This window comes from Micromonospora sp. NPDC048930, from assembly GCF_043197935.1.
Classification (GTDB): domain Bacteria; phylum Actinomycetota; class Actinomycetes; order Mycobacteriales; family Micromonosporaceae; genus Micromonospora.
On record NZ_JBICUB010000001.1, the window covers coordinates 1,118,030 to 1,142,288 of the forward strand.

The 24,259-nt window shown below is 70.2% G+C and carries 13 protein-coding genes; 4 read left to right on the forward strand and 9 right to left on the reverse strand.

The window, feature by feature from the left end:
* Nucleotides 1–29: 29 nt before the first annotated feature.
* Both ACGFI9_RS04800 and ACGFI9_RS04805 read right to left on the reverse strand, forming a co-directional pair.
* Nucleotides 30–8,867, reverse strand: coding sequence for a SpvB/TcaC N-terminal domain-containing protein (locus ACGFI9_RS04800; protein ID WP_393174939.1), 8,838 nt, complete (start codon nucleotides 8,865–8,867; stop codon nucleotides 30–32).
* A gap of 406 nt (nucleotides 8,868–9,273) precedes the next feature.
* Entirely contained in the window at nucleotides 9,274–9,630 is a 357-nt protein-coding gene (locus ACGFI9_RS04805) for a hypothetical protein (RefSeq protein ID WP_393174941.1), read from the reverse strand.
* Nucleotides 9,631–9,639: 9 nt separating this feature from the next.
* Here ACGFI9_RS04805 and ACGFI9_RS04810 point away from each other — a divergent pair, with 9 nt between their 5' ends.
* Nucleotides 9,640–10,161: a hypothetical protein gene (locus ACGFI9_RS04810; protein WP_393174943.1), complete on the forward strand. Its 522-nt coding sequence runs from the start codon at nucleotides 9,640–9,642 to the stop codon at nucleotides 10,159–10,161.
* A 53-nt stretch (nucleotides 10,162–10,214) separates the two neighbouring features.
* Here the strand turns inward: ACGFI9_RS04810 and ACGFI9_RS04815 are convergent, their stop codons facing one another.
* Nucleotides 10,215–10,994, reverse strand: a complete 780-nt coding sequence (locus ACGFI9_RS04815) for an NADPH-dependent F420 reductase (RefSeq protein WP_393175235.1) — start codon at nucleotides 10,992–10,994, stop codon at nucleotides 10,215–10,217.
* On the opposite strand from ACGFI9_RS04815, the gene ACGFI9_RS04820 reads away from it, so the two are divergent.
* On the forward strand, nucleotides 10,974–11,384 hold the full coding sequence (locus tag ACGFI9_RS04820; protein WP_393174946.1) for a winged helix-turn-helix transcriptional regulator: 411 nt from the start codon (nucleotides 10,974–10,976) through the stop codon (nucleotides 11,382–11,384). The two genes, ACGFI9_RS04815 and ACGFI9_RS04820, sit on opposite strands and share 21 nt — an antisense overlap.
* 165 nt (nucleotides 11,385–11,549) lie before the next feature.
* Here the strand turns inward: ACGFI9_RS04820 and ACGFI9_RS04825 are convergent, their stop codons facing one another.
* From ACGFI9_RS04825 to ACGFI9_RS04850, 6 genes are read right to left on the reverse strand one after another with little or no spacing between them, the layout of a single operon-like run.
* The gene (locus ACGFI9_RS04825; protein ID WP_393174948.1) at nucleotides 11,550–12,572 is read right to left on the reverse strand and encodes an ABC transporter permease; all 1,023 of its coding nucleotides are present in this window, start codon (nucleotides 12,570–12,572) and stop codon (nucleotides 11,550–11,552) included.
* Nucleotides 12,569–13,531 (reverse strand): ABC transporter permease, encoded by a 963-nt coding sequence (locus ACGFI9_RS04830; protein WP_393174950.1) that lies wholly within the window; start codon nucleotides 13,529–13,531, stop codon nucleotides 12,569–12,571. The genes ACGFI9_RS04825 and ACGFI9_RS04830 overlap by 4 nt, the downstream gene beginning before the upstream one ends.
* Nucleotides 13,524–15,050 (reverse strand): sugar ABC transporter ATP-binding protein, encoded by a 1,527-nt coding sequence (locus tag ACGFI9_RS04835; protein WP_393174953.1) that lies wholly within the window; start codon nucleotides 15,048–15,050, stop codon nucleotides 13,524–13,526. Before ACGFI9_RS04835 ends, ACGFI9_RS04830 begins: the two co-directional genes overlap by 8 nt.
* Nucleotides 15,050–16,114 carry an ABC transporter substrate-binding protein gene (locus tag ACGFI9_RS04840; protein WP_393174955.1) on the reverse strand — a complete coding sequence of 355 codons (1,065 nt, stop codon included), beginning with the start codon at nucleotides 16,112–16,114 and terminating at the stop codon, nucleotides 15,050–15,052. Before ACGFI9_RS04840 ends, ACGFI9_RS04835 begins: the two co-directional genes overlap by 1 nt.
* Before the next feature lie 26 nt (nucleotides 16,115–16,140).
* Nucleotides 16,141–19,032 (reverse strand): PA14 domain-containing protein, encoded by a 2,892-nt coding sequence (locus tag ACGFI9_RS04845; RefSeq protein WP_393174958.1) that lies wholly within the window; start codon nucleotides 19,030–19,032, stop codon nucleotides 16,141–16,143.
* On the reverse strand, nucleotides 19,029–21,515 hold the full coding sequence (locus tag ACGFI9_RS04850; RefSeq protein WP_393174960.1) for a LamG-like jellyroll fold domain-containing protein: 2,487 nt from the start codon (nucleotides 21,513–21,515) through the stop codon (nucleotides 19,029–19,031). The genes ACGFI9_RS04845 and ACGFI9_RS04850 overlap by 4 nt, the downstream gene beginning before the upstream one ends.
* A gap of 258 nt (nucleotides 21,516–21,773) precedes the next feature.
* Here ACGFI9_RS04850 and ACGFI9_RS04855 point away from each other — a divergent pair, with 258 nt between their 5' ends.
* Nucleotides 21,774–22,610, forward strand: a complete 837-nt coding sequence (locus ACGFI9_RS04855) for a DeoR/GlpR family DNA-binding transcription regulator (protein ID WP_393174963.1) — start codon at nucleotides 21,774–21,776, stop codon at nucleotides 22,608–22,610.
* Between the two features lie 73 nt (nucleotides 22,611–22,683).
* A complete protein-coding gene (locus ACGFI9_RS04860) occupies nucleotides 22,684–24,192 on the forward strand; it encodes a sugar ABC transporter ATP-binding protein (protein WP_393174965.1) in 1,509 nt (502 codons plus the stop codon).
* The last annotated feature ends 67 nt before the right edge of the window (nucleotides 24,193–24,259 follow it).

Here is a 24,259-nt window from a genome sequence, read left to right on the forward strand (position 1 = left end):
GTCGTGCCGGACGGAGCATCAACGCGATGTCACGGGGCTTGAGCCTCCATCCGCCGGATGATGTTCTGGGCCGCGGCCCGCTGCTGCGGTTCGCCGGTCACCCCCGCGACGTCGTGCATCATCGTGTTGACGAAATCGGTACGCGACATTCGCGGCGTCAGTCTTTCTCGCTGAGCTCTGCTGGCGAGGACGTCGTAGAGGCCCTCGAGGTACTGCCGGTACTGGCCCCGGTTCGTGTCTGGATTGTCCGGCCTGTGGCCGTCCCCCGCGTGGCCCGTCGGCGCCTCGTACATGCACGGGCAGCCCTGCCTGCCTGCCGTGCTGAGGTCCACGTGCGCGAACGAGTCACCGAAGCCGTGCAGGATGTTCTCCTGTTCCTCCGTGAACGTCGGATTGCTCAGCGACATGGTGTTGACGACCCGCTGGAACCGCTGGCGGGCGGTCGCCTGGGTCGCGGCGGCGTTCCCACCAGTCAGCAGGTGGATGACCCGCTGGTCCGAGTTGGACAGGAACATCGCGCCGATGATCGAGCCGCCGGCGGTCGCGCTGCGGGCGTCGGTGTCCGGCGCCCAGGCGGCACGTCCGATGGCGGCCGCCGCCTGTGGCGAGAACCCGACGGCCAGTGCGGCGGCCTGCGGGGTCAACTGGTGGCCGACGATCCCCCACAGCCCGTTGGGATCGGTGTATGCCACGGGGTTGTTGGCGGCGTAGGTGTACAGCGCGAGATTGGACGGGTGGTGGACGCCGCCGTTGGGCTTGCCGTCCAGATAGGAGTCGAGTGCCGGGTCCGGTGACTGCCAGATCTGGGTACGCGGGTCGTAGTAGCGGGCGCCGTAGTAGTAGAGGTTGGTCTCCGGGTCGAGTTCCTTTCCGGTGTACTGCTGCGGCAACGGCTGGGACGGGTGCTCGCTGACCCAGGTCTCCCCGCCCGGCAGGTACTGCAGATGCTCGGCGAGCTGACCGTGGCTGTCGGTGACGAAGCCGGTGGAGCCCAGGTGGTCGCCGTGCGCGTAGTACTGCCGGTCCTCGATGCGGTTGGGCGGCTCGACGGTCTTGGTCAGCAGCCGGGTGTCGCCGACGTAGATGTGCTTGAAGGAGGCGTTGCCCCGGGTGGAGTAGTTCTGGTTCGGGTAGATGTGGAACTGGGCGGAGTCCTTGATGACCCGGTTGCCCTGGTCGTCGTAGTAGTACCGGGCGTCGTTGGCGGTGCCGCCGGCGTTGTCGCAGGAGGCCGGGGTCTGCGGCAGGGTCTGGCTCTGCACGTTGGCGTGGCTGCAGGCCAGCCGGTTCTCCTCGTCCCAGATCAGTTGCTGGCGGGGCTTGGGCTGCTGGTCCTGGCTGACCTTGTTGCCGTTGGCGTCGTACTGGTTGGTGTAGATGCCGACGCTGGTCGGCGCGTGCGGCTTCGCACTCGTGTAGGCATAGGCGTACGTGTAGCTGAGCTTGCCGTCGGTGATGGTGTTGCCGTTGCTCACCGACTGGTGCACCTGCGCCTTGTTGATGATGTTGCCGATGGTGTCGTACGTGGTGTCGACGCGGTACGTGTCGGTCTGCGGGGTACGCGGCTGGTAGCTGCCCTCGGCGTGGACCAGCTGGTTCAGGTCGTCGTACCGGAACGTCTGACTGCTCGGCCCGCCGACCTGCATGCCGACGTCGGGACTGCTCGGCGCGACCGTGTCGTTGCGCAGGCTGGTCACGTTGCCGACGTTGTCGTAGGTGTAGTTCAGGTTCTCGAAGACGTAGCCCTGGGCGAGGCTGGCCTTGATGGTGGCCACCCGCCGGTCGGCGTCGCCGTAGGCGTACGTGGTGCGGGTGCCATTGCCGGTCACCAGCAGGATGCGCTGCTCGAACTTGTCATAGGTGAGCTGCTTGAGGTACGGGTACGTGTACTCCCCCTTGCTGCCGGTCGCCGCGTCGGCCTGGCCGCCGCTGTCGTAGTGGTAGGTCAGCACCTCACCGTCGGGGAAGGTCAGCGACCGCACCCGGTTCCAACTGTCGTACCGGTACTGCGTGACGAACGTGTACACGTGGCTGCCCTGCGCCGACGAGGTCCGCGTCTCCTTGGTGATCTCGCCGAGCGGCCCGTACTCGCGGCTGACCGTACCGGCGCCGTCCACCACGCCGATCACCCGGTCGGCGCCGTTGTTGGCTGCGCCCGGCGCGCCGTAGGTGTAGGTGACGTTGTTGGCCGGGAAGATCGGGTACCGGATCCGGGCCAGCCGGTTGTAGTCGTAGTCGTACTCCACCGCCTGGCTCTGCGCGGCGAGCTTGGCGGTGATCTTCTTGACCGAATTGCCGGCGAGGTCGTAGACGGTCTCCGTCCGGCCGCTGTCCGGGCTGGTGACAGTGGTACGCCGGCCCAGGTTGTCGTAGCCGGATGTCGTCACGTTCCCGTGGTCGTCGGTGACGGTGAGCAGTTGGCCCAGCGGGTCGTAGGCGTAGCTGGTCCAGATCTGCGGCTGCCCGGCGGTCGGGTTGGCCTGCTTGACCGCGGTGATCTGCTCGCGCACGTCCCGGTAGGTGCGGGTGGTGTGCCCGTTGGCGTCGGTGGCGGCCGTCTCGAACTGGGTGGTGCCGGCGCGGTCCGGCCCGAAGCCGTAGCTGCTGCTGGTCCGGGTGGTGTCCGGCAGTACCGTGCCGGTCACCCGGTCCAGCACGTCATAGCTGCGCACGGTCGGTGCGACGGTGTCGACGGTGCTGTCGAAGGTGGTGTTGGCCGCGCCCTTCGGCTCGGTGACCGGGAAGTACTCGCGTACCGCCCGCCCGGCGAAGTCGTAGTCGGTGTGCCCGGAGACGATCATGACGTTGGCGGCCGGGGTGTCCGGCCCGGCGGCGACGGCGGCGTCCTTCTTGGTCTGGATCACCCGGCCGAGCCCGTCGACGAAGATGATCGTGTCGATGGTGTCGGCGCGGACGCTGCCGTCGGCTTCGCGGTCGAGGTGGCGGGTCAGCGCGTACGGGGTCGCCGCCTCGGGGTGGTAGTCGAAGTCGATGGTCACCTTGTTGTCGACCGCCTCGTACGGGCCGACGACCGTGTCCGGCCGCCCGACGCTGTCATAGCTGGTGCGGATTGCCTGGTTGTTGACGTCGGTACTGGTCTCCACCTGCCCGAACTTCAGGTTGTACGTGCTGGTGGAGCGGTAGCCGAAGCTGTCGATGACCGAGGTGACGTACTGTCCGACCGTGGTGTCGTAGGCGTACTCCAGCCGGAAGCGCTGGCCGGCCAGGTTCGGCGGGTCGGTGACGGACTTCAGGTTGCCGTTGCCGAAGTACGCCAGGTCGGTGACGGCCTCGTTGCCGGCGTCGAGTCGGGCCCGCACCTGCGTCACCTCGCCGGTGCCGCAGTCCACCGTGCTCTCCCGGTGCCGCATCGCGGCGCCCCCACCGGAGACGTCGATCCGGTTCGGGGTACCGGTGATGTGGCTGGCCTGGCAGGCCGGGTCGTCGCCGCTGTAGCCGATGCGGGTGTCGAGATCGTCGCCGGTGCCCGGCTCACCCGCGTCGAAGCTGCGGGTCAGGTTGCCGAACCTGTCGTACTCCATCGTGGTGTACGTCGCCTTGCCGGCGTCGGACTGGCCCTCGAAGAAGCGCCGGTCGGTACGGGTGAGCTGCATGAAGAGCGTCGCGCTGGTGCTGGACAGGTCCGCGGCCCCGGCCGGGTTGCCGACGTCGCGGGGGGTGTACGTGTTGACCGTCTCCAGGTACCGGTGCCCGGTGGCGTCGCTGGTGACCTCACGGGTCAGCAGGCCCCGGGTGTAGTGGCTGTCGGTGCGGTACTCGCGGGTGACGTTGCGGTACACCGCGCCGGAGTTGCCGGCGTCGCGCACCTTCCGGGTCACCGTGGCGTACCCGTAGAACTCGCGCTCCAGGCGGTTGAACACCCCGCCGGAGTACTCGTACGTGGACACCTGGACGTCCTGCCCGTCCCCGGCGTGGCCGTCGTTCACCGCGACCCGGGACAGGACCCACCGCGACTGCGGCTGGTCGTAGGTGTTGCCGTCGCGGCTGTAGTCGAACTCCATCGTCGCCCCGAGCGGCCGGTTGACGCTGCGCAGCAGGTTGGTCCGCCCGGTCCGGTTCTGCACCACGGTGAGCTGGTTGTCGCTGGTGGAGGCGAGCTGGTCGACGTACCCGTCGCCGTTGATGTCGCGCAGCATCTGCTCCGAGCGGCTGGCGCCGGTGGAGATGTCCGCGCCCGGGTTGATGATGATGCAGATGGCGATGAAGCAGATGGAGAAGGTGAAGTAGGCGCCGCCGCCGAGCTTCGCGTTGCGGTCGCTGGTGAGGCCGGACAGGCTGCCGTTGAACGGTACCGGCGGTTGGAAACCGTTGCCGGTGTTGATGCCGACCCGCAGCGGTGTGCCGGCGTAGACCCGGTCGAGCAGGCCGTCGCCGTTCATGTCGGCCATGGTGGCGTTGGTGCCGGTGCTGCCCTGGCTGAACGAGGCGCCACCGGCGAAGCCGTAGAAGTCCGTGTTGAAGCCGATGTTGAGGCCGCTGTCGCTGCCGTGGCCGTCGTTGAGCGCGGCCGGGTTGCGCCACGCCTCCGCGGCACCGAACCGGTAGCCGAGGTTCAGCGCGACACGGCCGTCGGAGTACACCCGGTCGGGCAGGTCGTCGCCGTTGACGTCGAGCAGGTCGAAGCGGGTGTCCGAGCTGCTGGTGCCCATGCTGCCGCCGACGCCCAGCGGCGGCATGTCGTTGCCGGCGTCTGCGGCGTTGGCGGTGGTGGTGCCGGACGGGGCGGCCTGGCCCCGACCGGTGGTGATGGTCCGGGCGGCGCTGCCGGCGCTGGCGTTGCCGGAGGTGGTGCCGCTGCGGCGGACCGCCCCGTCGGGCAGGCTGCCCCGGGTCGCACCAAGGCCGCCGGTCGGGTCGGTGTACTGGATGCCGCCGGAGCCGACCACGTCCGGGAAGTGGTCGCCGTTCATGTCGATGAAGTCGAGTTCGCCGCTGCTGTCGCCGGTGGCGACGCTGCCGCCCACGCTGCCGATGCCGCCGCCGACGCTGCCCGTGACCGACACCTGCCGCGACCGGGACACCCGGGGCACGGCCACGCCGGTGAAGTCGGCCGGCTCCGGCAGGTCGATCGACGCCACGCCGAGCCGGGAGCTGCTGGCCTTGGTACGGGTGACGTAGGAGTGGGCGCCGGAGCCCCAGCGCTGGTCGCGCGGGGACGGCGAGAAGGGGGCGACCTTCGGCGGGTCGACGCGCGGGTCTGCACTGAACGCGTCCTTCTGCGCCTGCGGGTCGACACTGTCCGGCAGCTGGTCGCCGAAGTGCTCGTCGATGACCAGGTCGGCCTGGTGGACCGGTTGGCCGGCGCGGTCGCGGTTGCCGTTGTAGCCGATGGCGGCCCAGCCGCGGTACGGCTGCGGGAAGGCGCCCTCGACGGCGGCGCTGTGCACGCCGGCCTGCTCCGTGACGCCGTCGACGTCCGCGCCGGCGCTGGTCAGGTAGCCGGCCAGGGTCGTGTCCCGGGTACTGAAGTCGAAGGCGAGATCGTCCCCGGCCTGCGCGGCCACGGTGAGCGGCGGCACCGCCGCGACCTGTCCCTGGGTGACGTCGATGACGCGCTTGCCGAGCAGTTCGCCGCGGCGCTTCACGGTGAAGACCAGCTGGCTGGTCGGTGTGGCGCCGCCGAAGTCGAACGCCAGCGTCGGGGTCACGGTGAGCTGGCCGTCGCCGGCGACGTGGTGCAGCTGCTGCGGCGCGGTGAGCCGGTCCACCGGGTACATGTCGACGCTGTACGGCGGGTACACGTCGATGAGTGGGTTTCCGACGTCGTCGGTGACCCTGGGCATGCCCTCGGCGGCGGTGTAGTAGGCGCGCGGCGTCCAGCTGAGCGCGTCCAGGTCGACGGGCGAGTCGATGCCGACCTGCCAACGCAGTACCTGATCCTTGGTGACCGGGATGTCCAGGTCGACCGGGACGTTACCGGCGGTGGCGGCGGCGAGGGTCTTCTCCAGGACCGGGGTGCCGTCGCGGGTGATCCGCACAGTGACGTCGTCGGTGGTGGCGGCCTTCTTGGTGAACTCGCCGGACAGGTGCATGGTGCCGGTGACCGGGACCTTCACCTCGGCGGCACGGCCACCCAGAGTGAAGTCGCGCGAAGCCTGGTAGCGGTGGATGGCCAGGCCGTTGACGTCGGTGGCGTCGGCCGGCACGTCCAGGTACGTGATCCGCGGGTCCCAGGAGACCTCGTCCAGGGCTCCGTCGGCCAGGGACTGGACCCGGAAGTACAGCCGGTCGCCACGGGACACGGTGACGGTGTCGACGTTGCCGGGGGTGTAGGCGCCGTTGTCGTGGGCGCCGATCTGCTGCGCCCACAGCTCGGTGTCCTCGCGCTGGACGGCGACGCGTACGCCGTCGGCGGTGGTGGAGGCGGCGCGGGTGTCGGCGGTCTCCGGTGACAGGGCGACGGTGCCCTCGATGCGGACCGTCCCGTCGAACGGCGCGGTCCAGCGGCGCAGCGTGTCCAGCAGCGGGTACGAGTCGATCATGCGGTCACGGTCGGTGGCGGTGTCCGGGAGCAGCCCGGTGGCGTCGACCGTGCCGGCCCGCACCGGTACCGGCGTGTCGGAGCTGACCCCGTAGACCGGGCTGCCGTTGGCGCCGATCCGCCCGAACAGGACGGTGGAGCCGGTGACCAGGTCGCTGATCCCGTCGCCGTTGACGTCGGTGAAGTACTGGCTGGTGGTGGCGGTGGTGTCCACGTAGTCGAGCTGCGCGGCCACAGCGCCGAGGTACCCCTCGATGCCCAGGGTGAGCGAGTTGCTGCGCTCGGCCTGGATGCCGGGCAGGTCGAGCGGCTGGGACTGCTCGGCGAAGCGGAGCTGGCCGTGCGGGCCGGAGAGGTTCTTGCGGTAGCGGACCGCACCGCCGCTGCGGAACACCTTGTCGGGCAGGCTGTCGCCGTCGACGTCGACCAGGGCGAGCACGCCGTCGTCGTCGCTGTGGCTGAACCCGACCTTGACGCCGACCGAGCCGGACTTGCTGGGCGAGGTGCCGACACCGATGTACAGATGGCCACCGGCGCCGGTGCTGCTGTTGGCGTTGATCGCGCTGGCGTCGCCGGCGTGGTCGCCGGTCAGGTTCAGCGCGCCCTTGCTGAGGTTGTCGCCCGGGATGCTCCACTCGGCGCCGCTGAACGCCTGGTAGTTGCCGGCGTCGTCGCGTACGTCGTCGTAGTAGCCGAATTCGTGCTTGCCGACGGCGGCACCCTGGTCGTCGGACTGGGTGATGCTCGCCAGCAGGCTCTTGTCGAAGGCACCGGTCGTGTAGGCGAACTCGTAGCGGCGGATCAGGTCGGTGCCGATCCTGACGTCGACGCGGCGCAGCAGGTCCGCGGTGACCCGCTTGAAGCCGCCACGCGCGTCGATGCCCTTGTCGAGCCGGGTCGGCTCCTTCAGGTCGCGGTCGCGGGTGAAGGTGGCGGAGTAGCTGCCCTCGGTGTCGCCGGAGCCGGTCCAGGTGATGCGCTGGACATAGAGGTTGCGGCCGGGTTCGGCGCCGTTGTCCACGCCGGGGTCGCTGACCTGGGCGTAGTGGTAGCGGACGAAGTTGCCGTGCGGGTCGCGGGCCTCGCGCAGCGCCCAGAGGAACACGTTGCCGGCGCCGTCGGCGAGGGTCGAGTCGGCGGCCGGGCCGGACGCGGCGGGAAGGGCGCCGTAGTGCCAGTGCACGCCGCCCCTGTCGACAACCTCCCAGGTGTACGTCTTCGGGCCGTCGCCGTGGCGCACGATCCGGGCGAACTCGCCCTCGGTGCGGGTGTGGAAGACCTTCTCGCTGGTACGCGCGGGCGGCGGCCCGCGGTGCGCGACCGGGGTCAGCTCCTCACCGTTGAGCGTGTAGGTCTCGGTCTCCTGGCCGGCGCTGTAGCGCGGTACGCCCCAGCGGGTGTCGACGGTGATGACCGGGGTGGGCAGGTCCCAACCGACGCCGAGCCAGCCGTTGCTGGCGGCGGAGTTGTAGCCGACCAGGAGCTGGGGCTGCATGCCCAGGCGGCCGGTCGGAACCTCGATCGGGTAGCTGAGCCGGTTGTCGCCCTGGTTGTTGGGCTGCGGTGGGTTGATCAGGTTGATGCCGGTGGCGGGGTTGGCGGCCTGGATACCCTTGATCTGGTTCGGGTTGAACGACGTGCCCTCGGGATGTTCCGGCACCGTCACCGTCGCGTTGATCATTTCCGTGAAGTGATCGGTCAGCGAGGTGACGATGTGGTTGGTCTCGTCCACGGAGACCCGCTGCAGCGGCTGCCAGCACAACGCGACGTCGTCGTAGAAGTAGGTGTAGACATCCTGTGCCGTGAACTCCGGCGCGATCTGGTCCGGATCGTACGGCAGGCTGACCTCGACCGGCTCGGCAAACGTCTGCGGGTGCGGGGTGAACCGGTAACCGGCGCGCGGGCGGGCGGTCACGTTCGTCATGCCCGGGTCGAGTTTGGACAGCTTGCCGGGCGGCAGCGGGGTGACGCCGATGCCGGTGGGTGTGCGTACCGCGCCGGGCTTGAACACCAGCTTGGCACCGTCGTAGCTGACGACGTGCGGGGCGGTCTCACCCGGCGAGACGATCTCCTGGTACTCGGGGACCGTGCCCTTGGTGGACATGACGCTGCTCACCGCCGGCGTCGGCGCCGCGGAGGTGGCTGGTACGGGGTCGGAGACGCCGGTGCTGCCGTCGGAGGCGCCGTCGGTGCCACACAGGCCCATGGCGGCGGGCGCGAGGCGGGGACCGGCCTCGCGGTGCAGTGTGGCGCGCCAGGCGGGCAGGATCGCGGCCACGATCAGGAGGGCTACCAGCAGCGCGGTCGGACGGGTGAGGCGACGGAGGCGTCGCGGCAGGCGTCCACGGCGGGGGAAGGACGGCATCGGGCCTCAATTCGCTGAGTAATCAAGACATACGCACCGGGTAGTATTGATCGGCGTCCAACACCATTCCCAGGGCCGTAGGTCCAGTGAATTACCACCCATCACCGATTGACGATGTCTCACATCGTAGGTATGCGACCACGCTCCGCATCGGTCACGACACGGGCCCCGCGGCCAGCCGGGCCGGTCCGTGACCCGGCGATGAACGTGGCCGCCTGTCGACCGGTCGAGGACGCTCGACCGCGAATCGCGAGCCCCTCCGTGAGCACATGGGGCAAGGCGGCGGCGGTCGTCCATGGCCGCACGGACGGGTACGGCAGCGCGGTACAGTCCGACCGGGAAGGCGCGCACGCTGTTGGCGATGCTGCTGCTCGACCGGGACCGCATAGGCCCTGGTAGATGAATTTCAGATCCATGTCCAAGGACGGATGGCTCTCCACAGGCGCCCCCGCCACCGCGCACGCCGAGGATGAAGGAAGAGCTCGATGTCCTCCAGCGCGGTCATGGCGGCACCGCCGACATAAGGGGCCGACCGGTAATGGCGAAGGGCGGCAACTACCCGAGCTTCGTCCAACTGGCCGTAAACCCTCGCCAGATGGCCCAGACAGGTGGCGGCGAGGGCCTTCACCTGGCGATCCTCGTGATCGAGTAGCCAAAGATAGAGTTCCTGCAGCTCCTTCCAGTTCCCGTCGCCGTACAGCACGGCACCGACCATCGCATCCAGTGCGCTCGAAACCTCGCCGCGATCAAGCGCGTCAGGCATGCTGACGTGATGTCCAAGCAGCGGTACCTCGTTCTCCACGACTACGGGATGGGCGGCCTGTGGTGGTGGATCCACGCCCGGTCGACCCGCGAGGTGCTGGAAACCTTCGCCGAGGTCGAGGTCGTCGACGACCCGGCCGCCGTCGCACGGACCGAGGGCTGGGAGCTCGACGAGGTAGACATCGATGCGTCGACGCTTCCCGCTGGCCTGGACGAGCTGCGCGCCAAGCGCGACAGGCAGCGCACGCTACCTGGTTTCGGTGCGCTCGCCGACCGGCAGGTGGTGTTCCTGCGTCAGGCGTGGAACGGCGACGACCCGGCGACGTACCTGATGGAGGTCGGGCCTGACGGTCGCCGCATCCGGCAGGTGGAGGTAGCCGACGACGGGACCGCGATCAAGACGGACGCGGAGGACTGGCCGTTCAATCCGCCGGTGGTCGACCTCTTCGATCCACAACTGCCGGACCAGGAGATCGATCGCGACGAGTTCGAGCGGGCGTGGGCGGCCGCACGGTGGGAGGACGGCCGATAGGCGCCATCTGTGACGGGTCGCCCACGTCTCATGGATCCACGTGCTCGACGAACTCAGCGATGCGGCGCCTCTGCCAAGGAGGGGAATGCGGTGCGCGGCTGATGGCCCGCCCACCACAGCCCGATCGCAAGCGCCGCTGTGGCCTCCAGGTACGCCGCCCGCGCCAGCCCGCCGGACGGCGCTGGCGTGCAGCCGATCGAGCTGATCAGGGTTTCCGTCGCCGCGGCGGCCTCGGCGTGGTCGGCGCAGTAGGGCACGGCCAGCGGTACGCCCTCGAAGGTTGGCGGACGCAGGGTCCAGATGCTTACGTGACAGAGGTTGAACGCCTTGACCACGTGCGCGTCCGGTGCGGCGGCTGCCAGTTGCCGCGCCACAGAGGTGGTGCCACCAGTGTTGAGCATCAGCCCGTCGCTGGTCGGTACGAGGGAGTTGGTGCAGTCGATGACCGTCCGACCGGCGAGGCTCCCGGCGAGGCCGCCCACCAGTTGCGGTGCCTCTGCCGCCGGGACCGCGACGAGGACAACTTCGCCGCGGCCCGCCGCGTCCGCGAGGCTGCCATGCCCTGCGGCACCGATGCGCCCGGCGGTCTGCTCCGCCCGCTCCTGATTCCGGCCGCCGATCACCACGTCGTGCCCGGCCGCCGTCCATGCGCCGCCAAGCGCCGCCGCCATACCGCCCGTGCCGAGTATGCCGATGTTCATCCGCCTGCTCCTGCTCTCGCTCTGTGGCGGCTCGGTACAGACCGCCGTGCAGGACGATAAGCAGGTCGATGCATACCGTACGGTGTGTAATACATCGGGCAGGATGGGCGCATGGGTAACCCCGCTGACCAGCTCGACGACTACACCTCCGACTGCCGGGCCCGCGTGGCATTCGAGGTGCTCGCCAACCGCTGGGACAGCGTCGTGGTCTTCACGATCGCCGCATACGGTCCGATGCGCCCGGCGGTGCTCCTCACCCGGATCGGCGGGATCAGCCCCAAGGTACTCAACGACGCGTTGCGCCGGCTGGAGTACAACGGCCTGGTGGAGCGCCGGCCGTACCCGGAAGTGCCGCCCCGCGTGGACTACGCGCTCACGGAAGCGGGCAGCGCGTTGCTGGAGCCGATGCAGGCGATGGGTGCCTGGGCCACCCGGTACGCCGATGCGGTCCTTGACGCTCAGGAGCGGTTCGAGGCGCGGAAGACGTCCACCGGGACCGGATCCGCTCGGCGCCACCGCTGAAGCGTCCCACGATCTGGGAAACCGCCCGGCTCCCTTGGGCGGCGGCTCGTCGCCCAAGGGGACCTGGCGGTGATGGTCCGGGACCACCAACGGCCGGATCGGCCGCAGCACGTCCGGCAGCGTCCTGCTGCGCCCCCGGGCTCCGGTGCGGCCCGGGGGCCGTCCTCAGGACAGCCGCTGCGCCCGGTGCAGGATCCGCTGGGTGACCACCACCAGAGCGAGGAAGGCGCCGCTGACGACCTGCTGGAACGACGAGGTGAGCACGCCGATCTGGTTGATCAGGCTCTGGATGACCCCGAGCAGGAGCACACCCGCCATCGTTCCGGTGAGACCGCCGGAACCACCGGTGAGCAGCGTGCCGCCGATCACCACGGCGGCGATGACGTCGAGCTCCATGCCCGCGCCGAGGATGGTGACACCGGAGGACAGGCGGGCGGCGTTGAGGGCGCCCGCCAATCCGGCGAGCAGTCCGGAGATGAGATAGACGAGGACCTTGACCCGGGTGACCGGCACGCCCATGAGGATCGCGGCCTCCTCGCTGCCGCCGATGGCGTAGACGTTCTGACCGAAGCCGGTGCGTTGCAACAGCACGCCGCCCAGCAGGGCCAGACCCAGCGTGATCCAGACGGGCACGGTGAGGCCCAGGAAGGACGCCTGGCCCAGGGCGCTGAACGCGTCGTTCCGCACCAGGTAGGTGTTCGCCCCCTCGTCGGATACGGCGAGCATGAGGCCCCGCATGCCGAGCAGCCCGGCCAGGGTCACGATGAACGGCGCCATGCCGGTGCGTGCCACGATCAGCCCCTGCACCAGCCCGATCGCGCCGCACACGGTGAGCGGCAGCAGCAGCGCGACGAGCAGCCCGTACCGGGAGCCGTAGGCGGCCAGCACACCGGCGAGCACGAAGGACGAACCGACGGAGAGGTCGATGCCGCCGCTGATGATGACGAAGGTCATCCCGATCGCGACGATGGCCAGGAACGACGAGGACACCACGATGTTCGCGGCGTTCTGCGGGGTGGCGAACGAGTCGAAGGCGACGGCCCCGACCACGACGGTGACCGCCAGCACCATGAGCGCGCCGTGGTGCTGCAGCAGGTGGCCGATCCGTTCGCGGCGCAGCATGCCCGGCCCGCGCCGCGCGTCGGTGCCGGTATCCGCGTCCGCGGCGGTGGTCGTGGTGGTGGTCATGCGCGCCTCCCTCGGGCGGCGTAGACGGCGGCCAGGATGATGACCGCCTGGACCATCTGGGTCCAGGACTGCGGCAGGTTGTGCTTGATGAGCGTGGCCTGGAGGAGCTGGATGAGCAGGGCGCCCATCACGGTGCCGAGCACGCGGACCCGGCCGCCGGTGAGCGGGGTGCCCCCGACGACCACGGCGGTGATCGCGGACAGTTCCATGAGCAGGCCCAGCGAGGTGGGGTCGCTGGCCTGCAGCCGGGACGTGGCCAGCACGCCGGCCACCGCGGCGAGCAGGCCGGAGATGATGTAGACCGTGATCAGGACGCGTCGTACCGGCAGGCCGGACAGCCGGCTCGCGGCCCGGTTGCCGCCCACGGCGACCAGTTGCCGGCCGAAGGTGGTGCGCTTGATCAGGAACGCGACCAGCACGGTGAGCACCGCCGCGACGATGACCACGAGCGGCAGCCCCAGCATCGACCGGCTGCCGAGGGTGATCAGCGTGGGGTTACGAAACTCGGTCAGCTGCGGCACCAGCACGTTCGCCACGCCGCGCACGCCGACCAGCAGCGCCAGCGTCGCCACGATCGGCTGCACCCCCACGTACGCGACCAGTGCGCCGCCGGCGGCGCCGGCGGCCGCGCCGGCGATCAGGGCCGCGACGATCGCGACCGGAGCGCCGTAGCCGAGGTAGAGCACCACCATCGCCGAGGCGAGCGCCATGACGGCACCGACGGACAGGTCGATGCCCTCGGTGCCGATCACCAGCGCCATGCCGAGTGAGGTGATCACGACCGGCGCGACCTGGATGAGCTGCGTCCGGAAGTTCGCCACCTCCAGGAAGTGCGGCGTGAACACCACGTTGAAGAGCAGGAGCGCGAGCACCGACGCGTAGACGCCGTACTCCTGCAGCCACGTGAGCAGGCGTGCCCGCCCTCCCCACACGCGCGGCGCGGCCGCGAGCTCAGCCATCGGTCTCTCCCGTCGCGGCAATCGTTGCCATGATCGCTTCTTCCGTCACCTGGTCGCCGCTCAGCTCGCCCGCGACCGCGCCGTCCCGCAGGACCACGACCCGGTCCGCCCCTTCGACGAGCTCCTCCAGATCGGATGAGATCAGCAGCACGCCGAGCCCTTCGGCCGCGAGCTCGTCGATGAGCGCCTGCACCTCGGCCTTGGCGCCGACGTCGATGCCCCGGGTCGGTTCGTCGAGCAGCAGGACCTTGGCGCCGGTGGCCAGTGACCGGGCCAGCAGGACCTTCTGCTGGTTGCCGCCGGACAACTCGGAGACCTTCTGATGCGGCGAGGCGGCCTTGATGCGCAGCCGCCGCATGAAGCTGTCGACGATCCGGTCGACCCGGGCGTCGGACACCACTCCGGACCGGGACAGCTGGGGCAGGGCGGCCAGCGCGATGTTGTCCCGGACCGACAGGGTCGGCACGATCCCCTCGGCCTTGCGGTCCTCGGGGACGAGGCTGACGCCGGCCCGGATCGCCGCCGCCGGAGAGCCACGACGTACCTGTTGCCCGGCCACCGTCACCGTGCCGGCGTCGACCGGTAGGGCACCGGCGATCGCCTTGGCCGTCTCGCTCCGCCCGGCGCCCAGCAGCCCGCCCAGGCCCACCACCTCGCCGGGACGGACCTGCACGGACACGTCGCGCAGGACCGGCCGGCGGGACACCGAGCGGGCCTCGACGAGTGGCTCGCCGGCCGTGCTGAGGTGCTCGCCGGTGAACTTCGTCGCGCCCTCCCGCCGGATCTCGGCGGGGTCGCGGCCGAGCATCAGGGCGACCAGTTCCACCCGGGCCAGTTGGTCGAGCGGACCGCCGTGCGCGACCCGGCCGTCGCGCAGCACGGTGACCCGGTCACAGATCCGGTACAGCTCGTCAAGGCGGTGGCTCACGTAGATCACCGAGATGCCCTCGGATCGCAGGTCGGCGATGACACCGAAGAGGGTGTCCACCTCCCGCGGTTCCAGGGCCGAGGTCGGTTCGTCCATGATCACCACGCGGGCCTCGACCGAGACGGCGCGGGCAAGCGCAACCATCTGCTGGGTGCCCATGCCGAGCGAGCGCAGCGGGCGGCGCACGTCGGTGCGGATGCCGTACCGGGCCATCACCCGCTCGGCCTCGGCGTACAGCCGCGTCGTGTCGATCACCCCGAGCCGGCTGCGCGGTTCCCGCCCGAGCAGCAGGTTGTGCGCGAGACTCATCTGCGGGACCAGGTTGACCTCCTGGTAGATGGTCGAGATCCCGGCCCGCTGGGCGACGAGGGGGTTGTCGAAGGTGACCGGCTCGTCGCGCAGCAGCAGCGTCCCACGCTCCGGCCGGTACACGCCGGTGAGGACCTTGATCAGGGTGGACTTGCCGGCGCCGTTCTCGCCGACGAGGGCGTGGACCTGCCCCGCGTCCAGCCGGAAGGACACGTCGTCGAGGGCGAGGACGCCGGGGAATCCCTTCGAGATTCCCCGGGCCTCCAGAACCGCGGTCGCCATCAGTACGCGTTTCCCAGGCTCTCCTTGGCGTTCGCCGTGGTGTACTCCTGGTCGCTGATGATCACGGTGGCCGGGATCCCCTCCCCGTCGAGGAACTTCTGGGTGGTGGAGAAGGCGAGCGGGCCGAAGCGCGGGTTCGACTCGACGACCGCGGACAGCCAGCCGTCGACGATGCCCTGCACGGCGGCACGGGTGCCGTCCACCGACACGATCTTGACCTGGCCGGGCGACTTGCCGGCGCCCTTGAGCGCCGTCACCGCGCCGAGCGCCATCTCGTCGTTCTCGGCGTAGATGCCCTTGGTGCCGGGCCGGGACTGGATCAGCTGCTCGGTGACCTGCTGGCCCTTCTCCCGGGTGAATTCGCCGGTCTGCTCGAACGAGATGGTGATGCCGGGTGCCTTCTCCTGGATGCGGTCCTTGAAGCCCTTGGTCCGGTCGGTGGTCACGTTGTTGCCGGGCGCGCCGAGGAGGATGGCGACCTCACCCTGGCCGCCGAGGGCCTGGATCATCTGGTCGGCCGCCCGCTTGCCCTGCTCGTAGAAGTCCGAGCCGATGAAGGTGAGGTAGTCGGTGCACGGCTGAGCGTTGATCTTGCGGTCGATGGTGATGATCGGGATCTTCTTCTCCGCCGCCTGCTTCAGCACCGGTTCCCAGCCGTCGGAGTTCAACGGCGCGATAACCAGCAGCTTGGCACCCTGGGCGATGAGCTGCTGAACGTCCGAGATCTGCTTGGAGAACTGGGACTGGGCGTTGGTGACCCGCAGGTTGGCTATGCCGAGCTTGGCGGCCTCGTCCTTGATGGACTTGGTCTCGGCGATGCGGAACGGGTTGGCTTCCTTCTCCGACTGGGAGAAGCCGACCACGTCCTTCTTGAGGTCGAACTTCTGCCCGCCAAAGCTCTGCAGGGTGCAGGTGGGGCCGGTAGCGCCCGCGCTCTGCACGACCTGCTGGCCCGCGCTGCCGGCTGGGGCGGGCGTGTCACCGCTGTCCTCGCTCTTGGCGCACGCCGCGGTGGTCAACAGGGCGGCCAGCGCGACCGCCGCCAATCCGGATGTCCTGGACATGAGAGGTCCTTTCGGTGAGGGTTTCTTCATTCGGCGGGGGGATACAGCGCGCAGGTCTCGACCGCGCCCTTCGGCTGGCTCGGGCTCTGCCAGCGCAGGTGCAGATTCGAGCCGCCGTAGTGCTCGAAGTACTCGACCTTGATGTCGTAGCTGGTCCCCGCCCGCAGGGTGATCGGGGCGGCGGTCCGCTCGACGTCCCAGTTGTCCATCCAGTTGTCGATCAACAGTCGCCCGTCGACCCACAGCCGGAAGCCGTTGTCGCCGATCATCGAGAAGGTGTAGGTCTCCGAGTACCTGGGCACGATCGAGCCGGTCCACCGGACCGTGACGTCGTCGGACTGGCCGGTGCGCTGCCGCAGGACCGGTTCGAGATCGTCGAAGTCGAGGTCGGGGTCGACCACGGACGATTTCAGCGCACCGAAGTCGAAGGCCCCCGGTCCCGTACTCACGTGGTAGTCGCCGCGCAGGCCGCGCGGCTGCGCCGGGTCGTAGCCGACCTCGACGGTCGCCCGGGCGTGCGTCGACTGCCGCACCCCGCCCACGGTGTAGACGGCCTCGCCGGTCAGCGTCGCGTCGTCGCACGGCGCCACACCGTCCGCCGGGCGGACCGACCACCTGGTGGTGACCGTACCGGCCGGTGGCACACGCCGGGTGGGCACGGCGTCCAGGGGCGTCACCGTCCAGCCGCGCGGCGCCGCGAGGCTGACCGAGACGTCCTCGGCGGGCCGGTCGGACCGGTTGGTGAACGTGGTGGTCACGGTGGTGGGCTGGCCCGGCCGCACCGACACCGGGCCGCCGTCGCCGACGACGAATCCGGCGGCCGCGCTGGAGGCGCTCCACACCTGCAGTTCGTTGACGCCGACGAACGCCCCGGCGGGGTTGGTGAAGAGCAGCCGGAGCCGGTCGGTCGTCAGCGCCGGGAAGGTGATCCGGTTGAGGCCGTTCCCGATCGGCTGCTGGCTGGCACGGCGCTGCTGCGGGACGTCGACCCAGGCGCCGTCGGTCCAGTACTGCAACCGGTAGTCCGCCGCGGCCTGTACGCCGCCACCGTCGTCGTAGCCGTACCAGCGCACGTCCTCGACCCGGGTCGGGCCGCCGAAGTCGACGCCGTACCAGTCCTGCGCGTTGGGCGACCGGTAGTTGGTCCACCGGGTGTTCTGCGGCACCTCGTTGAACCACACCTTGCCGTCCAGCGCGTTCCACGGATTGTCGTACGGCGAGGTGTAGGACGCGATGGGCTTGGGGTAGCCGGTGCGCAGGGGATTTGCTGCGTCGTTGACCAGGCGTACGGTCTGCGGGGCCGGTTCGGTCGCGCCGACCGGCACGGTGAGCGGGCCGGGCTCGGCGGACACGGTGCGCAGCCCGCCGTCGACGTACACGCGCAGCCCGGCGCCCTGCCCGTAGTGGGAACCGTCCCGATCCCACAGCACCGTCACGTTGTGCCCGTGGTAGGGCACGTTCTCGATCGCGTAGTGGTCCCAGGCGCCCGGCACCAGCGGCTTCAGCTTCAGCGTGGCGCCGTCCTGTGGGCGCAGGCCGAGCAGACCCGAGATGACCAGGTCGGTGTACGACGAATGGAGGTAGTCCTCGCTGTGCGAGCGCCCGTCGTAGATCCAGCGTTCCTCGTCCGGGTGATGTGCCTCGGCGACGTACGGCCGGCCGTCGCGGTACTGGGTGAGCGCATAGCTCCGCAGCAGGGCGTAGTAGTCGTCGCGACCGATGTCGTCCTGCGCCGGCTGGTCGTCGAGCAGGTTCGCCAGGCCGGTCAGCGCCTGTGAGGTGCTGTACGGCCAGGACGGTCCGTCCCAGTGGCAGCACCCCTGGGCGGCCTCGCTCATGAAGTAGGGGCTGCGCCGTTCGACCGTCGTCGGCCCGTACGCCGAGGCGAAGCCCTGCGGGTCCAGCAGCTGCCGCCAGGCCACCGAGTCGGCCGGCTCGGCCAGGCCGAACTGCCACGGGATGAAGCCGACCTCGGTGCGGACCTGCTGCCGCTCGTGGGTCGGGTTGTTCTCGTCGACGATGTCCAGCCAGAACTTCGCCTCCGGGTCCCACAGCCACCGGTGCGCGTTGGCCTTGAGCGCCGCCGCACGCCCGGCGTACTCGGCGGCGACCTTCGCGTCGCCGTTGCGCCGGGCGATCGCGCTGATCGCCAGCGCGTCGCCGTACTGGTAGGCGTTGATGGACGGCCGGAAGGTGTGCACGCCGCCGAAGTGGTCGGTGGAGACGTAGCTCGCCGGGGACAGCTCCTTGGCGTCCCAGACCGGGCGCTGCCAGTAGAGTCCCAGCTCCGGATCGAAGTGGTTGTCCCAATCGCGGTACTGGGCGATCAGGGCGTCCTGCAGGCGCTGGAGGAAGGCGAAGTCGCCCGTCACCTGCGCGCGCTGGTAGGCGGCCGTCGCCGCCCAGAAGCTGTACTCGTGCGCCCAGTCGGGCGCCTCCGGATTGACCGTCTGCGACCGCTGCCCAGGGCCGGTGAGCCAGAAGGTCAGATAGTCGTTCAGGTAGGTCTCGTCGCGTACCCAACGGCCCTCGGCGACGTGGTGCCCGGCAGCGGCGTTGATGGCCTGGTACGGCGCGGCGTACCCGCAGCAGTCGAGGAACTCGGTCAGCACCCAGCCGTCGGTCGGGCCGGTGTAGCGCAGGTGCTCCTTCCACACCCGCCAGCGGTAGTAGTAGACGTCCTGGATCTGCTGGTCGGGCAGGTCCACGAAGGGGATGTTCGCCTCGTACCAGGCCGGCTCGGCGTACCCGCTGAGGTAGCGGCGGTGGTCGAGGAAGTGGGTACCCGCGCCGACGGTGGGGTACGGCGAGTCGGCAGCCGGCGGCGGGCTCTCCGGCGGTGCGGCGGCGCCGGGGGCGGCCGTCGTCGCCGCGGTCAACACCGCGGCGACGACGGCGACGAGGCGGACCTGCCTCACTTGCTGGCTCCCGCTGCGTAGAGCTGGGCGACCTCGGCGGCGGACAGGGCGCGGTCGTAGACCTGCACCTGGTCGATCGCACCGCGCCAGTAGTCGACCGGGCCGCCGTTGAACCTGGCCCGTCCGATGACGGTCGGTCCGCTGGACGCCTCGCCCAGGCAGGAGCTGGCCGTGCCGGCCCGCTGCCCGTCGATGTAGAGGGTCAGCGTGCCGGTGGCGGCGTCCCGCACGCCGACCAGGTGGTACCAGCGGCCGGTCTCCGGTGCGGTCGGCGCGAGCGCCCGGACCCCGGCGAAGCTGAACGCGAACCGGTTGTCCGCGCCCGAGTACTGCAGGAAGAAGGCGCTGTGGCTGCTGCCGTCCTGGCTCACCGCGGTGGCGAACCCGCCGAGGCTGTCCAGCTTCACCCAGGCGGACGCGGTGTAGTTGCCGGTGGTGTCGAGGATCGCGGCGCCGGTGTCGACGTACTGGTTCACACCGTTGAGCTGCACCGCGCTGCCGGAGTGGCCGGTGGTCCACGTCGCGCCGTTCACCAGCGTCCCGTCGTGGTCGCCGGCCTTGTCGTCGGTCACCGTGCCGGTGCCCTCGTCCAGCGGCCACCAGCCCACCCCGCTCAGCCCCGGCGTGCCCGGCGGCAGCTGCGGCGCGTTCGCGCCGGTGCCGTCGACCGAGCGGACGATGGCGTGGTTGACGTCCCGGACCCGGTCGAAGTCCATCTTCTGGATCTGGCGGTCGTAGGTGTAGAAGCCGTTGACCTCGTGCTCCACGTCGGTGGTCTGGGTGTAAACACCGCCGGAGAGCCCGCACCGGTTGGCCACGGTCAGCAGGTCGCGCTGGTTCTCCACGTAGCGCCGGGTGAGGGTGGCGCTGTCCGGCGTCATCTCGTAGCCGTGCCCGTCGCCGAACCACATGTGGCCGGGCACCTCCAACCCGAGGCCGCCGTGCTCGCCGTCCACCGCGACCCGGTCGCCGCTGGGAATCGGTGAGGCCGGGCCGAGGTACTGGTGGAAGTCGATGATGTCGCCGCGCCCCGAGTCGCCCTTGGAGGCACAGCAGTTCACGCCGCTGTGCGCGTTGACCATCCGGCTCGGGTCCTGGGCACGCAGCTCGTCGGCGATCCGGCCGGTAGCGGTGCGGTCCCACTCGCCCCAGCCCTCGTTGAACGGCACCCAGACCGTGATGGAGGTCCAGCTCTGGTGCTCGTCGACGATCTCCTTCAGCTGCCGCTCGAACTCCCGCTGCGCGTCGACCGGCGGGACACCCCCGGTACGCATGGCGGGCATGTCCTGCCACACCATGAGGCCCAGGCGGTCGGCCCAGTAGTACCACCGGTCCGGCTCCACCTTGATGTGCTTGCGGATCGTGTTGAAGCCGAGCCGCTTGGTCTCGGCGATGTCGAAGCGCAACGCCTCATCCGTCGGTGCGGTGTAGATGCCGTCCGGCCAGTAGCCCTGGTCGAGGGTGGACAAATTGAACAGGATCTTGCCGTTGAGGGCCAGGTGGAGCTTGCCGTCCGCGCCCTTGACCTTGGCCACCTCGCGCATGCCGAAGTAGGACTCGACCCGGTCGACCTCCTTCGGGCCGTCCAGCACCCGCACCGTCAGGTCATAGAGGTACGGCGAGTCGGGCGACCAGAGCTGCGGGTTCGGCACCGGGACGCGCAGCTCGGCGCCGGCCGGCCCCGACGCGCGGCCGACGACCTTGTTGCCGGCGTACGCGACGGCCTCGACCGTACGGCCGTCGCCCTCGGCGATCTGTGGGGTGAGGCGGAGGCTGGCGTCGTCCACGTCGGGCGTCATCCGCAGCCGGTCGACGTGGCTCGCCGGCACCGGCTCCATCCAGACGCTCTGCCAGATGCCGGACGACGAGGTGTAGAAGATTCCCCGGTCGGGCACGTTGCGCTGCTTGCCGATGGGCTGCCAGGTCTTGTCGGTGCGGTCTTCGACGCCGACCACCAGCTCCTGGGCGCCCCGACCGTGCAGGGCGTCGGTGACGTCGACGCTGAAGCTGTCGTAGCCGCCACGGTGGGTGGCGACCTGGACGCCGTTGACCCACACCGTGGCGTCGTAGTCGACGGCGCCGAAGTTGAGGCGCAGCCGCTCGTCGCCGCCGATCCGCCAGTCCGCCGGCACCTGGAAGGAGCGCCGGTACCACATGCGGTCCTCGTGCCGCTGAATGCCGGACAGCGCCGACTCGATCGGGTACGGCACGAGCACCCGCTCGCTGAGCTGCTCGCCGATCGGCGGGGCTTCGCCTTCCTGTGCCCCGGCGAACTGCCAGACCCCGTTCAGGCTCTCCCACCTCTTGCGGACCAGCTGCGGGCGGGGGTAGTCGGGAAGCGCGTTGTCGGGCGACACCTGGCCGGTCCACGGCGTGGCGATCGGTGGTGTGCCCGGATGCCAGGTCGCCTCGGCACGCGCGATCCCGGGCACGCCGCCGATCACGCAGGCCGCGGCGATCAGCGCGCTGGCTGCTCTTCTCATCGTTCAGGGCCCCTTTCTCACGAGCGTCGCGTGAGAGGGCAGGACGCAGCGCCCGGGCGCGGGCCGGCGGTGGGCCGGCCAGGCCGGGTGGAGGCCTGCCTGAAATCGTTGGGAAACAATCAATCACCGTCACGATCTCAAGTCAATACCATTCGATCAGATCCGATCAGAAACGATCCGGGAGCGCTCTCACCAGGCCCAAGAGGCGTGCAGAGTACGATCAGAACCAGACCGACCCGTTCACGAAGAGAGGACAACGTGGCTCCTGGCGACGACTCCCGGACGGCGACCGAGGGCCGGCGAACCATGTTCGCCGCCGAGCGCCGGCAACGCATCCTCGAACTGATGCACGCCAACGGCGCGGTCTCCCTGCGGGACATCGCCCAGGCCGTCCAGTCCTCAGAGGTCACCGTGCGGCGTGACCTGCGGGTCCTGGAGGCCGAAGGGCTGCTCAACCGCCACCACGGGGGCGCAACCCTGCCCGGCGCGCTGGCCACCCCGCCCGGCGCACTGTCCCGGGAACCCACCTACGCCCAGAAGGCCCAGGTCGCCGCCGCCGAGAAGGCCGCCATCGCCGAGCTCGCCGCCTCGCTCGTCGAGGACGGCGACGCCATCGTCATCGGCGCCGGCACCACCACCCAGCTCTTCGCCCAACAGCTCACCCGGTACGCCGAGCTCGCGGTCGTGACCAACTCGCTGCTGGTGGCCCAGGCGCTCGCCAACGCGCCGCGGGTCGAGGTCGTCCTCACCGGCGGCACGCTACGCGGCGCGATCCTCGCGCTGGTGGGCAGCGCGGCCGAGCGCTCGCTCGCCGGTCTACGGGTGCGCCGGGCCTTCATCTCGGGCAACGGTCTCACCCCCGAACGGGGCGTCTCCACGCCGAACATGCAGGTCGCCAGCGTCGACCGGGCGCTCGCCGCGGCCGCCGAGGAGATCGTCGTACTCGCCGACCACACCAAGATCGGAGTCGACACCATGGTGCAGACCATCCCGACCGACGAGATCGACCATCTCGTGACCGACGACGCGGCCCCCCGCGACGTGCTCGACGAACTGGCCAACCGGGCCGTCCGGCTGCACGTCGCCCGCCCCTGACGTCTTTACCTTTGCACCCGCCGTGCGCAATCATTCGCCTCAGCCGACTCGCCGGCCGCTACGAGGAGGCGCCGTGGCAGGCAGCAGCACCGTGATCGAAGCCGCGGGCGTGGTCCGCGACTTCCCCGGCACACGCGCCCTCGACCACGTCTCGTTCACGCTCCGGCGGGGCGAGGTGCACGCCATTCTCGGCGAGAACGGCGCCGGCAAGTCGACGCTGGTCAAGGTGCTCTGCGGCATCGACCGACCGGACGCCGGGGTGCTGCGGCTGCACGGTACGCCGGTACGGTTCTTCTCCCCCCGCGACGCCGAGCGCGCCGGGATAGGCGCGGTCCACCAGGAGGCCAATCTCGTCCCCCAGATGAGCGTCGCCCGCAACCTGTTCCTGGGCCGCGAACCGCGCCACCGGCTCGGCCTCATCAACGTCGCGCGGATGAACACCTGGGCGCGCGACATCATGGCCGACTGCGGCCTGCGGATCGACGTACGACAGCCTCTCGAGTCGTTCGACGCCGGAATCCAGCAGTTGGTCGCCGTGACCCGCGCCGTCGCCACCGGCACCTCGGTGATCGTCCTCGACGAGCCCACCGCCGGCCTGGACGACGACCAGGTCGAACGTCTGCTCACCATGCTCGACACGCTGCGTGACCAGGGCCGGTCGATCGTCTACGTCAGCCACCGTCTGACTGAGATCGAGCGGATCTGCGACCGGGCCACCGTGCTGCGCGACGGCCGGCTGGTGCACACCGGCCCGCTCGCCGGCCTCGACCGGATGCGACTCGTGTCGCTGATGCTCGGTCGCCGGGTGACGCTCGGGACGACCGCCCCCGGCGGCGCGTCAGCCGTCGAGCCCGCCGACCCGCCGATCCTGCAGGCCACCGGCCTCACCCGCCGCCACGTGCTCGGCGGCGTGTCGATCAACCTCCGACCGGGCGAGGTCGTCGGGCTCAGCGGCCTGCTGGGCGCCGGCCGGAGCGAGACGGCGAAGGCGATCGCCGGCGCCATGCCGCTGGACGCCGGGCAGGTGACCGTCTCCGGCGCCCGCCTGCGCCGGCGCTCGATCGCCGGCGCCGTGCGCGCCGGAGTGGGACTGCTGCCGCAGAACCGTACGACCGAGGGCATCATCGCCACGCTGTCGGTCCGCGACAACATCGCGCTCGCCGCACTCCCCCGGCTCTCCCGCGCCGGCATCGTCTCCGAGGTCCGGCTCGACCGGATCGTCGAGACCTTCATGCGGCGGCTACGGATCAAGGCGACCAGCCCGCACCAGCCGGTCGGGGAACTCTCCGGCGGCAACCAGCAGAAGGTGCTGCTGGCACGCTGGCTCGCCACCCACCCGCGGGTGCTGATGCTCGACGAGCCCACCCGCGGCATCGACATCGGCACCAAGTCCGAGGTGCAGGCCCTCATCGACGATCTCGCGGTGGACGGGCTGGCGGTCATGCTGATCTCCTCCGACCTGGAGGAACTCGTCGGTTCCTGCGATCGCGTTCTGGTGCTGCGCGACGGCGCCGTCGCCGGTCAGCTGACCGGCCCGAACGTCACCGAAAAGAACATCATGGCGCTGCTCGCGGCGACGTGACCGCCGCCGCATGCGGCGTCGGCCTCTCCGGTCACGACACGACCCGCGCCGCAGCCGGCGTTGTGAT